The sequence below is a fragment of the Streptococcus vulneris genome, assembly GCF_019218685.1.
GTDB classification, from domain to species: domain Bacteria; phylum Bacillota; class Bacilli; order Lactobacillales; family Streptococcaceae; genus Streptococcus; species Streptococcus vulneris.
This window is the reverse complement of the sequence record NZ_JAHUZC010000007.1, coordinates 1-13356: the sequence shown is the minus strand read 5'-3', so window position 1 is coordinate 13356 and position 13356 is coordinate 1. Positions and strand designations below refer to the sequence as shown.

The window sequence follows — 13356 nt, the reverse complement described above, 5'->3', positions numbered from 1 at the left end:
AATGGACAGAAATCATTGTAAAGGCTATCAAAAAGGAGTATAATGAGTGCAAGACATTTCGGAGGTGAAAGATGCTAGAGGTAAGAAGTCTAGAGAAAAGTTTTGGATCCAAGCAAGTTTTGTTTGGTATTGACTTTCAAGCGCGACCAGGTCGTATTTTGGGACTAGTCGGGAAAAATGGTGCTGGGAAGACAACGATTTTCCACAGTATTTTGAAGTTTTTAGAATATCAAGGAGAGATTAGTCTGGATGGTCAGGATATTCGTCAGGAGACCTATGCTCGGATTGGCTATCTGCCTGAAGAACGCAGTCTCATGCCTAAATTGACAGTACTTGAACAAGTTCGTTACTTGGCGACTCTAAAAGGTATGGATGCTAAGGAAATCAAGGAAAAACTTCCTCAATGGATGAAGAGGTTGGAAGTGAAAGGGAAGCTGACTGATAAAATCAAGAGTCTGTCAAAAGGAAATCAGCAGAAGATTCAGCTCATTATTACTCTGATTCATGAACCAGACCTGATTATCCTGGATGAACCTTTTAGTGGTTTGGATCCAGTCAATACAGAATTGCTCAAGCAAGTCATTTTTCAGGAAAAAGAACGTGGGGCAACCATTATCTTTTCTGACCATGTCATGACCAACGTCGAGGAGCTTTGTGACGATATTCTGATGATTCGAGATGGTCGTGTAGTCTTGCATGGACCAGTTCAGGATGTTCGCAATCAATACGGGAAAACGCGTCTCTTTGTTTCAAGTGAACGAAGCAAGGAAGAATTGGAGAATCTTCCTCGTGTTAAACAGGTGAGTTTGACCAAACAAGGCAGTTGGAAATTAATCTTGGAGGATGAGAGCGCTGGAAGGGAACTTTTCCCAATCTTGACTCAGGGGCAATATATCGCAACCTTTGATCAACAAGCGCCAACAATTGATGAAATCTTTAAACTAGAATCAGGGGTGGAAGTATGAGAAATATGTGGGTTGTAATCAAGGAAACCTATCTTCGACATGTCAAATCGTGGAGTTTCTTCTTTATGGTGATTTCGCCGTTCCTCTTTTTAGCCTTATCTGTAGGAATTGGCTATCTCCAAGGGTCTTCTATGGCCAAAAATAGTAAGATAGCAGTAGTAACAACTGTGCCATCTGTGGAAGAAGGGCTCAAGGGTACCAATGGTACCAACTTTGATTATCAGGATGAAGCCAGTGCCCAGGCTGCTATCAAGGATGAGAAAATCAAGGGTTACCTAACCATTGACCAAGAGGACAGCGTCCTCAAGGCCGTCTATCATGGTGAAACTTCTCTTGAAACAGGCATCAAGCTAGCAGTAACCAATAAGCTCAACGAACTGCAATACCAACTCAATCGCTCGGCGGCTAATTTGTCTCAAGAACAGGAAAAACGCCTGAGTCAAACCGTTGATTTTACTGAGAAGATTGATGAATCTAAGGAAAACAAAAAAATTGTTCAAACCATTGCGGCCGCAGGGCTTGGTTTCTTCCTTTATATGATTTTGATTACCTATGCTAGTGTCACTGCTCAGGAAGTGGCTAGCGAGAAAGGAACCAAAATTATGGAGGTGGTCTTCTCTAGTATCCGAGCTAGTCATTATTTCTACGCTCGCATGCTGGCTCTGCTTCTTGTGATTTTGACTCATATTGGCATTTACGTCGTGGGTGGACTTGCTGCCATTCTTCTCTTTAAAGACCTACCAATCTTGGCACAATCTGGTATTTTAAACCATATAGGAGAGGCTTTCTCGCTCAACACCTTATTGTTTGTCTTGATTAGCCTCTTTATGTACGTTGTTTTAGCAGCCTTCCTAGGTTCTATGGTTTCTCGTCCTGAGGATTCAGGAAAAGCCTTGTCGCCTTTGATGATTTTGATTATAGGTGGTTTTTTTGGAGTGACAGCTCTAGGTGCAGCTGGTGACAATCTCATCTTGAAGATTGGTTCATATATTCCCTTTATTTCGACTTTCTTCATGCCGTTTAGAGCTATTAATGGCTATGCAAATGGGTTAGAAGCTTGGATTTCGCTTGCGATTACGATTGCTTTTGCAGTAACGGCAACAGTCTTTATCGGACGTATGTATGCTAGCCTCGTTCTGCAAACAGATGATTTAGGTCCTTGGAAAACCTTTAAACGTGCCTTATCTTATAAATAGAAGAGCCTCGCGAAAGCGAGGTTTTTTAGAGATAAAAAGAGTGGAATTCAGAAAAATATTTTTCATATCTATTGACTTTTAGGGGTGAAATTTGGTATTATAGTAGGCGGTATTGTTTACCCCATTTGAAAGGCCCCGGAACCTTCCAAATACTTTTCGATGGGAAGGAACACCCATCACCGTAAACAAAAATCGAACTATATATAGGAGAAATCATGAACAAAACAACATTTATGGCTAAACCAGGCCAAGTTGAACGTAAATGGTACGTAGTTGACGCAACTGATGTACCACTTGGACGTCTTTCTGCAGTAGTTGCTAGCGTACTTCGCGGAAAAAACAAACCAACATTTACACCACACACTGATACAGGTGACTTTGTGATTGTTATCAATGCTGAAAAAGTTAAATTGACTGGTAAAAAAGCAACTGATAAAATTTACTACACTCACTCAAACCACCCAGGTGGATTGAAACAAATCTCTGCAGGTGAACTTCGTTCTAAAAATGCAGTACGTTTGATCGAGAAATCAGTTAAAGGTATGCTTCCACACAATACTCTTGGACGCGCTCAAGGTATGAAGTTGAAAGTATTTGTTGGAGCTGAGCACACTCACGCTGCACAACAACCAGAAGTTCTTGATATTTCAGGACTTATCTAAGGAAAGGAACAATAAAGTATGTCACAAGCACAATATGCAGGTACTGGACGTCGTAAAAACGCTGTTGCACGCGTTCGCCTTGTTCCAGGAACTGGTAAAATCACTGTTAACAAAAAAGATGTTGAAGAGTACATCCCACACGCTGACCTTCGTCTTGTAATCAACCAACCATTCGCAGTTACTTCAACTGCAGGTTCATACGACGTTTTCGTTAACGTTGTAGGTGGTGGATACGCTGGTCAATCAGGAGCTATCCGTCACGGTATCGCTCGTGCCCTTCTTCAAGTAGACCCAGACTTCCGCGATTCATTGAAACGTGCAGGACTTCTTACACGTGACTCACGTAAAGTTGAACGTAAGAAACCAGGTCTTAAGAAAGCTCGTAAAGCTTCACAATTTAGTAAACGTTAATTCGAAAGAATTACTATACTTACAAAGAGCACCTTTCGAGGTGTTCTTTTTGTACTTTCTTACTAAATTGGTGCAATTGACACAGTTGTTGCGACTTTAGTCGCTTACAAATGTGGCTGCAACATGACGAAGTCAGTTGCCTCAAAACGTTAATCAATACGATTATATCAACGTTTCAAAGCACTCAAGAGTTTACCTCATGGGTGCTTTTTTCGTGTTTTTTTAAAAAGTTTACCTCAAAGTTCACCTTATTTTTACCTTATTGTTTTAGAGACTTTAAAGCAAATTCACCAACTGCTATAGGAACTACATTCGAAGTATTGACATAAATCTGAGTTGTACTTGTATCGCTATGTGTCGATGCTTTATAGATTCCATAGTTTAATCCAGTTTTAGCTATTTTATTTTCTCCTTTATTTTGTTATTTTTTGAGTACTAGCTTCTCAGCAAAAACGTTGAGTGCAGGTGCGGCAGAATTTCCATTCAGTGAAGTATCCGATAAGAAAATAGGGTTAACTGCTTCAACAAGAGCATCTTCTGGAAAGACTGTTGTAGAAGCCGGTGTAATAACGTGGAAGGCACCATGAGTTTCACTATTTAAAATATGTCTTTGGTACTTTCCTTCCTTACCAAAGACATAACGTGGTGCATTTCCTAATTTTTCATAGTAAGCTAGGCCAATAAATTCTGGTTTCATTTTTAAAGTTTCTGGTATCATATGTTGTTTCCTTTCTGAGTGTAAAATAAAAAGAGTTAAGCTAGTTGCTTCACTCTTGAGTAGTAATGAGTAAAAAGTTTTCGTTTAAACATTCTGGTATAAAATTGTACTTCACCTTGAGCAAAGCCAGTAAGCAGTGATTGGTTGGCAAGTTTATCTAAAGCCTTTTGGGCTTGATGATAGAGTTGTCCCTGGAGTTGTTCGGATGTAGAAAACATATCATAGGTGAATATGTAATTATTGTAGAGTCGTTCACATTGTTGTGCGAAAAAAGCTAGACATAGTGTTCTCCTTTATTGTAAAAGTAAAAAGCTACTAAGAAAATGGACTTAGTAGCTAGAGTAAATCTATCTAGTAAATTAGATAGACAGCAGTAGAAAAAAGTTATTTGGTTGAAGGATTCTTCCTTCATGGTGGCAACGTTTAGCAAGGTGCATTGTATCAATTACCATCGCTTGCCCAGCCAATCTCATCAGGTAGTCGTTGTCATACCATTAAGATTCTCTTACTCCCTTTGGCGAAGCCAGTTCACTTTACTATTCGGAAAAGTGCGAAAGTCCGAAATGCGTGGAAGTCCACAAAAATGTTTTTAATCTTCACTTCAACCATCAAGCAGACTTGACTTTTCTTTCCAAAACATTTACAATAAAGGCACGAAGTTTAGTGTAGTTTTGGCAATCAGTCCTCTGGTTGTCAGACGCACTTTTTATTTAATTGTCAATGATCGTGGTTTAGCCTTGAAGATAAGATTATTATTTTCAACTGCTATACAACCATTAGTTGTAAATACCAACGATTTTCTGCAAAATTTTAAAATAATTTTTTGAGGTTACATATGGAATTTGCAGAACGCTTGAAGACACTAAGGAAACAAGTAAAACTAACACAAGGTCATATAGCTGAAAAACTAAATATTTCCCAACAGGCATATGCTTCATGGGAACGTGGAGTAAAAAAACCAACACAAGAAAATCTTGTTAAGATTGCACAAGTTTTAAATGTGTCCGTTGATTACCTAGTTGGAAATTCAGAAGAAAAATCAGATGAACTAGATAATATTGAGTTACTTTTTCGTATGAACTCAAAAGGTTTAACTGATGAAGAGAAGAAAGTCTTTCAAAAAGAGTTGATTGAATTTATGGAAGAACGGAAGAAGGCATTTGAATATAGAGAAAAATCGGAAATAAATAGGAGTGAGTATATATGTTTCAAATGATTTCAGTTTTATTTTCATTGATTTTACTTTTTGCATATTTTAAATTCAAGGAGAAAGCAAAAAGAAAGTATGCAGGCTCTATAGTTTTCCAAATAATTGATAGAGAGTATAGTAATTGGTATAAGCGAGAACGGAATGGGATAGTTATCAATAAAAAAACAACCTCTATGTTTGAGGTTGATAAAGTAGTTTTTGGTTTAAAAGAAAAATTTGAAGTTCAAGGCATTTCAAAAGAACAACTTAAGGACTATTTAGATTTCTTATATAATAATGAACCTAAAAAGATTGGTATTTATAGCATTATATTAGCTGTCTTTGGATATTTAGGTTCAACTAAATTCTTAAAAGTTTTACTACCCGATCTAAGTAATATCAAGGATGTTCCAACAGTTTTTAATAATGTTGCTGACACATTTAATAAATATAGGGACTTTGCGTTAATTGTTTTATATCTTTTACTTTTTATAGCTATTATAGTGCTGTTATCTTATATTTCTTATAAAATAGCGACAATTGATAACATGTATATTGATACCCAAAAGATATATGTATTAAAGAGAGCAGAAAAAATATGGGATTTTGAAAAAGATTATAGTGTATATACAAACACAGATGCAAGAGATAAATTCAAAGATAGAAATAATTTAATCTTCCCAGAACTGGAGGATAGTAAATCAAAATTCGAGAAAGATTTTAATCGTGCTATTGGAGATACTTTTAATAGAAATGACGATTTCTTTAAAAACTTACCAGGGATAAATATGATTAAGTGGAAGAGTGTAAAAGAATGGTTCCTGGGTATGTTAATACCTGTAATTTTTATAATAATTATTTTTATAATGAGTTATTTGATGGTGTTTTATAAGGATGAATTTCCGACTATATTAATTTTTGCAATGTACATTATAACACTTTATATAGTATATCTGTTTATGCTTATATATATGACTCAAATAGATAGGCAAAATAAACTGATTGTTACGGAACAACCAAATATGGTCACTCCGGAACAGGCTGAATCGGAGTCACAAAATGAAGTAAGACGTTTAGAATATTCAGATTCTGGTGAAGTAAAACTAAAGATTAAACGTAGACACTACATTAATAAACGTATATACTTCTCTCTTGCTACAACTGTACTTATTCATTATATTTTATATTCGATCTTTGTAAACGGCTCACTTAGCCCTTTGGGGTTAATTGATAATGTTGTTATCCTTTTTAAAATACCGTTACATATTTTACTTTTAAGTGTTCCAATCTTAATTAGCTTTATAGTTATATTTTTTTCTACATTCTTCCAAATTGGAAGTGACAATAATTAAGAGTAAAATTAATGGGTAATAGATAGCTTTTCATTTAGATATAAATAAAGTTCGTATCAGTCATTAAGGGATAAGTTGTATAATAAATATGAATACGATAAGAATATTAGATTTTATTACTCATCATTTTTAGAAGATTAACAATCTGATAAACAGATAGTTAAAGAAATTATTAATAGAAAATAATTTATGATAATAAAATACCATCTCTGAATGATGAAGTTTTCAGACTACTAAAGACGGCTTCTCTTCCATATGAATTAAAAGATAGATTGTTAAATCAATTCATCAATGCGAAAAATTCTCATGAGTTAATGAATATCTTGCATCATCAGGATAAGGAATTGAGAGGGCGTTTGTTGGAAATGATATTTACTAGCGAAAACTAATTGAGAAATTTCGTACACAATTTCTATTATTTAATGTGTAACAGTTTTACATCTCTATGCTTATTGGCTTGTATTTTAGTAATTACAAGTTTGGCATAGGGATGTTTTTTTGTTTACTGAAGAGGAAAGGATAAGTAGGTTTCAAGGTTTGAAACATTTTTAAACTAAACAAGAGCAAATTTTTAAAGGAGATTTTTCAACGTAACTTCCACTTGCCTGACCGAAGTGGAAGTTAGTCTAAAACGGATTTTTATGGTGGAATTAAGTATGAGACGTTAGATTTTTTCAGAAAATTTTCTAAAACAAACAGGATTTGTTTGACATTTATTTGAAAATTCTGTAAAATGAATTATTATATCGTTCAAGGAGAATATATATGGAAAAACAGAAAACATTTTTTGGACATCCTATGGGCTTGTCCACCCTCTTCTTTACGGAGATGTGGGAACGCTTTTCTTACTATGGGATGCGAGCAATCCTGCTTTACTATATGTACTATAGTGTGCAAGATGGTGGATTGGGGATGGAGAAGACCACAGCTGCATCGGTTATGGCGATTTATGGCTCGCTGGTATTTTTGTCCTCGGTTGTCGGTGGTTTTGTCAGTGACCGTATTTTAGGAAGCCGTAAGACTGTCTTTTACGGTGGGATTCTGATTATGCTAGGGCATATTGCTTTGGCAACACCTTTTGGACAAATGGCTCTCTATCTTTCTATTGCCTTGATTATCTTTGGAACTGGATTTTTAAAACCCAATATCTCAGATATGGTTGGGGGAATTTATGAGAAAGAGGATGATAGACGGGATGCAGGTTTTAGTATCTTTGTCTTTGGTATTAACTTAGGTGCCTTCGTTGCCCCTTATCTAGTAGGTTATCTAGGTCAGGAAGTCAATTTCCACCTAGGTTTCTCATTAGCTGCCATTGGGATGTTCTTTGGTCTGGTGAAGTATGTTTTGGATGGGAAGAAATACCTGCCTGAATCAAGCCTTTACCCCACTGATCCACTTTCACAGAAGGAGCAGCAGATCTTGATTAAACGTTTGCTGATTGCACTTGTCGTAGTTATTCTCGTGGTTATAGGTTTAGTCTTTACTCACCAGTTTAATGTGGATATGATTGTTAATATCTTTACAGTGATTGCTGTAATTATTCCAATCTACTATTTCTTCAAGATTTTATCTAGTCAGAAAATAACTACCACTGAGAGATCCCGAGTATTTGCCTACATTCCTCTATTTATCGCTGGAGTACTCTTCTGGTCTATTGAGGAACAGGGTTCTGTTGTTCTCGCTCTATTTGCGGATGATCAAACTCGACTTTACTTTAATGTATTTGGTAATCAGATTCATTTCCCATCTAGCTTTTTCCAAAGTATCAATCCACTTTTCATTATGATTTATGTACCGATTTTTGCATGGTTGTGGGGGAAAATGGGTAAAAAGCAACCGTCCTCTTCTAAGAAATTTGCTTACGGTTTATTTGCGGCAGGTTTATCCTTCTTGTGGATGATGTTACCAGGGATGCTCTTTGGGACAGATGTTAAGGTCAGTCCTCTCTGGTTGATTATGAGTTGGGCTATTGTGATTGTAGGGGAAATGTTGATTTCGCCGATTGGTCTATCAGTCACTACAAAGTTAGCACCAAAATCCTTCCAAGCACAAATGATGTCTATCTGGTTCTTGAGTAATGCAGCTGCCCAAGCTATCAATGCTCAAATTGTAAAATTTTATACAAGCGAAACTGAAGTTGCTTACTATGGAATTGTTGGAGGAATTACGATTGTATTCAGTATTATCTTACTCTTCTACGTTCCACGTATTGAAAAACTAATGTCTGGTATCAAATAGAGAAACATTGAAATTTCTGTAGGGATTCTAAAAGTTAGGACAATTATTTATTCATGGGATTTAGTTCTGTATTGTGTAGGGCTAGGTCCTTTTAGTTTGATTAATACTCTTCGAAAATCAAATTCAAACCGCGTCAACGTCGCCTTGCCGTACTCAAGTACAGCCTGCAGCTAGTTTCCTAGTTTGCTCTTTGATTTTCATTGAGTATAAAACTCACGATGTTTCTGATATTCCTAGTGGACATTTGTCTACTTTTTTTATATAATAAAAATAAACCAAATAGGTTGAGTTTTAAAAGTGACTTAGCTAAAGATTAGTTTTTCTAAGGAAAATCATTTAAGATAATGTTCTATACTAGGAGGTGAAGTATGTATCAGCCAGAAAAACTCAAGGCTCGTAGGAAAGAGTTAAAATTAACACAGAAGGAAATTGCAGAGCAACTTGGGATTAGCTTCCAGGCTTACTCGGCTTGGGAACGTGGAATCAAGGAACCATCCAAGGAGAAAGTTGCTAAGTTAGAGAAGATTTTGAAAGTCGCAAAAGGCTATTTCACCCAGATCGAGATTGTCCGTCTCTACCATAGCCTCTCCAAGCAAGGGAAGGAGAAGATTGTTATCTATGCTCGCAATCTGGCTCAAGAGGAACAGGCTCAGAAAGTGACAACCATGCCAGAGCGTCTCTACGAGTACCGTGTCTACGAACGCATGTCAGCAGGTATTGGAGCTTCAGTCTACGATGATCAGAATTTTGATACGGTTTACTTTAATGAGGAGTTGGCCCATGATTTTGCATCCTGGGTATCTGGGGACTCCATGGAACCTAAATATCAAAATGGTTCAGTAGCACTGATTCGAGAGACTGGATTTGACTATGATGGGGCTGTTTATGCAGTGGTTTGCAACAACCAGACCTATATCAAACGGGTCTATAGGGAGGAAGATGGTCTGCGTCTGGTCTCTATCAATCCTAAATACAAAGATATTTTCATCTCCTATGAGGAAGATCCTCGGATTGTGGGGATTATCGTTGGGAACTTTGTGCCGATGGAGGGCTAGACTATGGGCTACTTTGATTATTCCAGAGAGCCCAAAAGTGACATTGCCTTTGTCGATATGAAATCCTTTTATGCCAGTGTTGAGTGCGTGAAACGGGGCTTACATCCGCTGAAAACCTCGCTTTGTGTCATGAGTCGCGCGGATAATTCAACTGGTCTTATCCTAGCCTCCTCTCCCCTGTTTAAGAAGATTTTTGGCAAGTCAAATGTTGGTCGAGCCTATGATTTGCCTTTTGATATCAAAACGCGAAAATTTTCCTATTACAATGCTCGAAAGCAAGGGCTACCGACTGACTCGGACTATGTTCGCTACATCGAAGATTGGGCTCAAGTTACCTTGATTGTCCCTCCTCGAATGGACGAGTACATCGCAGTCAATATGGAAATCCAGCGAATCTTTCAAAACTATGGCAGTCCAGATGATATTTATCCCTACTCTATCGATGAGGGCTTTATTGATCTGACTAGTTCGCTCAACTATTTCATCCCAGATAAGAGTCTCTCTCGCAAAGACAAGCTGGATCTGCTTTCTGCCCGTATTCAGAGGGATATTTGGAGGCAGACAGGGATCTACTCTACAGTGGGCATGTCCAATTCCAATCCCTTACTGGCTAAGTTGGCTCTGGATAATGAGGCCAAGCACACTCCGACCATGAGGGCTAACTGGTCTTACCAGGATGTGGAAGAGAAGGTCTGGGCAATCCCTAAGATGACGGATTTTTGGGGAATTGGCAGACGGATGGAGAAACGCTTGCATGCTCTGGGGATTTATTCCATCAAGGAATTGGCAACCAGCAATCCAGACCAGTTAAAGAAAGCTCTGGGTCAGGCTGGTCTGCGTTTGTGGTTTCATGCTAACGGGATTGATGAGAGCAATGTTCATAAGCCCTATAAAGCCAAATCCAAGGGCTTGGGGAATTCTCAAATCTTGCCGAGAGACTACGTGAAGCTACGTGATATTGAAATTATTCTCCGGGAAATGGCGGAGCAGGTGGCTATTAGATTGAGAAGGTCTGGCAAGAAAACAACCCTTGTCTCTATCTATGTCGGTTTCTCTAAACAGGAGGTCAGGTCGTCTATTCACACACAAATGAAGGTCGAACCGACCAATAATACAGCTGTCTTAACGGATTATGTTTTGAAGTTATTTCATAACAAATACACTTCAGGAGCAGTCAGAAGTGTTGGAATCAACTATTCAGGATTTGTGGATGAGTCCTTTGGTTTGATATCTCTCTTTGATGATGTTGACAAGTTAGAAAAAGAAGAAAGGCTCCAGACGGCCATTGACTCCATTCGGGAACAATTTGGTTTCACTTCCCTTTTAAGAGCAAATGCACTGGAAGAAGCCTCTAGGAGTCTTGCTAGAAGCAAGCTGATTGGGGGACATTCTGCTGGAGGATTAGATGGATTAAAATGATTGATCGTTCTTATTTACCTTTTCAATCTGCGCGAGATTATCAAGATCCAGGTATGCAGAAGTGGATGGGATTTTACCTTTCAGAACACACCAGTTCGCTCAGTGAAGAAAAAAGTCGTGTTGATTTTTCGACGGATTTGACTCCAGATGAGAAGTTTCACTTGCTTTCTCAGCTTTATGTTGGCCAACTTAGGGGAAATTTTGTGCTAAAGGAAAAGAAGCAGAAAACCACTATCATCGGTGAGGTGAGAGAGTTATCACATCAGACTCTATCTATTAGGACAAACGAGGGATATAGGTTGATAGAGGTTGCAGATATCCTAGAAATTCGGCTGTGGGAGGAGGGAGTTTATGACTAGAAAAGAGCTGTATGAAAACAAACTGCAGATGGATTATTTTTCAGATAACTATATTCGTTTTGAAGAGGATTTTCAAAAATACTCTGCCATGAACGTACCCTTGACTTTCTTGATTGATGACATCCTACGAACCATGGCGATGAATCAGAAAAACTACTTTGTCTTAAACAAGGAAAATGCCAAGGATGGGCGGGAGCATAGCTTTTACTTTAGGGTGGTAACGGAAAAAGAGTGTCCCAGAAATAGGACCTATGTATATGTTGGGGTTAAAAATAGTGACCAGTAGATTTGGTAGGAGATGAGCTCGTTCTCTGGTGTACACCATTGTAGTTATCTGCGGAGAGCTTGCAGCAGATTATTATGGTATTTCTGATTAAATCAGATAAGAGCTCCATCTTTTTGGATGATTGTGTACTTGATATCGTAGTTGAATTCGAAAATACTTATCCCAAATAATCATTCTGTTTTATAGATACTAAGATATCCATAGAAATTTATGGATATTTTTTGATTTATATATAGAAAAAGAGAAGACCGGCTGGTCTTCTCTTTGGGGGAACTAGAATCATTGAAAAGAATTAAGTAAAGATTTTAATTAGTCTTTGAAATTCTTTTGGAAGATGAGTAGAGACAATACTGAAGTAATAGCAGCCAAGAATAAGAAGGCATTTGCTTCTTGCTCTCCAGTTTCTGGGAGTTGTTTTGCCTTATCTTGTTTAGCTGTAGTAGCAACAGGTGCTTTTTCATCTTTTCTTGGTAAATCTTCTGTTACAACTGCAGGAGCTGGTTTTTCAGTTTCTCTAGGTAGAACATACTCAGGGAGAGTCACAACTGGTGGCGCCTCTGTTCCTACAGAACTTTGTTTAGTTCCAACCTCGATTACTCGGTCTAAAGCTGGAGTTGATTTGGTTTGGACTACCTTGCGATTGCTACCATCTACTTCGACATACTCAATTAGCAGGCCGTCTTTCCCTTCTGCTAGAACTTTCTCTTTTCCTTTATCTAAGTTTGGATTTTCGTGACGGATAGTCTTGAATGGTACTGCCTTCTTGACAATATCCAAACTTGGAAGCTTAAAGACAAGGTCCTTAACTCCCTCTTCAGGACTTGAAGAAGTAATTGGTTTTTCAGGTTCTTTTGGTAGAAGGTACTCAGGAAGAGTCACAACTGGTGGAGTATCTGTTCCTACAGAACTTTGTTTAGTCCCAACTTCAATCACTCGGTCTAGAGCTGGAGTTGATTCGGTTTGAACTACCTTACGATTGCTGCCATCTACTTCGATATACTCGATTATAGCACCATCTTTCCCTTCTGATAGAACTTGTTCTTTCCCTTTGTCTAATTGTGGATTTTCGCGACGGATAGTCTTGAATGGTACTGCCTTCTTAACAATATCCAAACTTGGGAGTTGGAAGGTAAGCTCTTTAACTCCTTCTTCAGGATTTGAAGAAGTAATTGGTTTTTCAGGTTGTTTCGGTTCAACCGGTTGTTCTGGTTGACTAGGTTGCAATTGTTTGATTTGTTCAAGAGCGTTATTGAGAGCTTTGTTGACGTCTTCTTGAGTCTTAGCCTCTTGAATAGCTGCGATTGCTTTGTCAGTAATTTCAACTAATTTTTTCTTAGCAACGTTGTTAGCACCAAGTTCAGCTACTTTTTTCTCGATAGCTTCAGTCAGGCTAGCCATAGCCTTATCATAATTGATTCCAGGCTGTTCCGGTTGTTTCGGTTCAACCGGTTGTTCTGGTTGACTAGGTTGCAATTGTTTGATTTGTTCAAGAGCGTTATTGAGAGC

At 37.9% G+C, this 13356-nt stretch carries 13 protein-coding genes and 2 pseudogenes; 12 read left to right on the top strand and 3 right to left on the bottom strand.

What is annotated here, in order from left to right; all coding sequences use genetic code 11:
* Window positions 1–71 precede the first annotated feature (71 nt).
* The 4 genes from KUA57_RS05735 (at window position 72) to rpsI (ending at window position 3234) form a co-directional block, all read left to right on the top strand.
* Window positions 72–965, top strand: coding sequence for an ABC transporter ATP-binding protein (locus KUA57_RS05735; protein WP_061864522.1), 894 nt, complete (start codon window positions 72–74; stop codon window positions 963–965).
* Entirely contained in the window at window positions 962–2161 is a 1200-nt protein-coding gene (locus KUA57_RS05730; RefSeq protein WP_061864523.1) for an ABC transporter permease, read from the top strand. Before KUA57_RS05735 ends, KUA57_RS05730 begins: the two co-directional genes overlap by 4 nt.
* 215 nt (window positions 2162–2376) lie before the next feature.
* Window positions 2377–2823, top strand: coding sequence for a 50S ribosomal protein L13 (gene rplM / locus KUA57_RS05725; RefSeq protein WP_001044624.1), 447 nt, complete (start codon window positions 2377–2379; stop codon window positions 2821–2823).
* Between the two features lie 18 nt (window positions 2824–2841).
* A complete protein-coding gene (rpsI, locus tag KUA57_RS05720; protein ID WP_000075964.1) occupies window positions 2842–3234 on the top strand; it encodes a 30S ribosomal protein S9 in 393 nt (130 codons plus the stop codon).
* A 259-nt stretch (window positions 3235–3493) separates the two neighbouring features.
* On the opposite strand, the pseudogene KUA57_RS09755 reads toward rpsI, so the two are convergent.
* Window positions 3494–3607, bottom strand: a pseudogene (locus KUA57_RS09755) (site-specific integrase); the annotation flags it as partial.
* A gap of 48 nt (window positions 3608–3655) precedes the next feature.
* Window positions 3656–3952: a hypothetical protein gene (locus KUA57_RS05715; RefSeq protein WP_004269886.1), complete on the bottom strand. Its 297-nt coding sequence runs from the start codon at window positions 3950–3952 to the stop codon at window positions 3656–3658.
* Between the two features lie 835 nt (window positions 3953–4787).
* On the opposite strand from KUA57_RS05715, the gene KUA57_RS05710 reads away from it, so the two are divergent.
* The 8 genes and pseudogenes from KUA57_RS05710 (at window position 4788) to KUA57_RS05675 (ending at window position 11850) form a co-directional block, all read left to right on the top strand.
* Entirely contained in the window at window positions 4788–5168 is a 381-nt protein-coding gene (locus tag KUA57_RS05710; protein WP_004269888.1) for a helix-turn-helix domain-containing protein, read from the top strand.
* Window positions 5156–6493 (top strand): hypothetical protein, encoded by a 1338-nt coding sequence (locus KUA57_RS05705; protein ID WP_218493836.1) that lies wholly within the window; start codon window positions 5156–5158, stop codon window positions 6491–6493. The genes KUA57_RS05710 and KUA57_RS05705 overlap by 13 nt, the downstream gene beginning before the upstream one ends.
* Before the next feature lie 191 nt (window positions 6494–6684).
* A pseudogene (locus tag KUA57_RS05700) lies at window positions 6685–6882 on the top strand (TIM-barrel domain-containing protein); the annotation flags it as partial.
* Between the two features lie 376 nt (window positions 6883–7258).
* Complete coding sequence (locus KUA57_RS05695; protein WP_218493835.1) at window positions 7259–8731, top strand: peptide MFS transporter; 1473 nt, start codon at window positions 7259–7261, stop codon at window positions 8729–8731.
* 368 nt (window positions 8732–9099) lie between these two features.
* Window positions 9100–9786 (top strand): LexA family transcriptional regulator, encoded by a 687-nt coding sequence (locus KUA57_RS05690; protein ID WP_218493834.1) that lies wholly within the window; start codon window positions 9100–9102, stop codon window positions 9784–9786.
* 3 nt (window positions 9787–9789) lie between these two features.
* Window positions 9790–11205, top strand: coding sequence for a Y-family DNA polymerase (locus KUA57_RS05685; RefSeq protein WP_218493833.1), 1416 nt, complete (start codon window positions 9790–9792; stop codon window positions 11203–11205).
* Window positions 11202–11564, top strand: coding sequence for a hypothetical protein (locus KUA57_RS05680; protein ID WP_218493832.1), 363 nt, complete (start codon window positions 11202–11204; stop codon window positions 11562–11564). Before KUA57_RS05685 ends, KUA57_RS05680 begins: the two co-directional genes overlap by 4 nt.
* Window positions 11557–11850, top strand: coding sequence for a DUF5960 family protein (locus KUA57_RS05675; protein WP_061590062.1), 294 nt, complete (start codon window positions 11557–11559; stop codon window positions 11848–11850). The genes KUA57_RS05680 and KUA57_RS05675 overlap by 8 nt, the downstream gene beginning before the upstream one ends.
* Window positions 11851–12159: 309 nt before the next feature.
* On the opposite strand, the gene KUA57_RS05670 is transcribed toward KUA57_RS05675, so the two are convergent.
* The coding region (locus KUA57_RS05670; RefSeq protein ID WP_218493831.1) for a G5 domain-containing protein at window positions 12160–13356 on the bottom strand (1197 nt) is incomplete at its 5' end.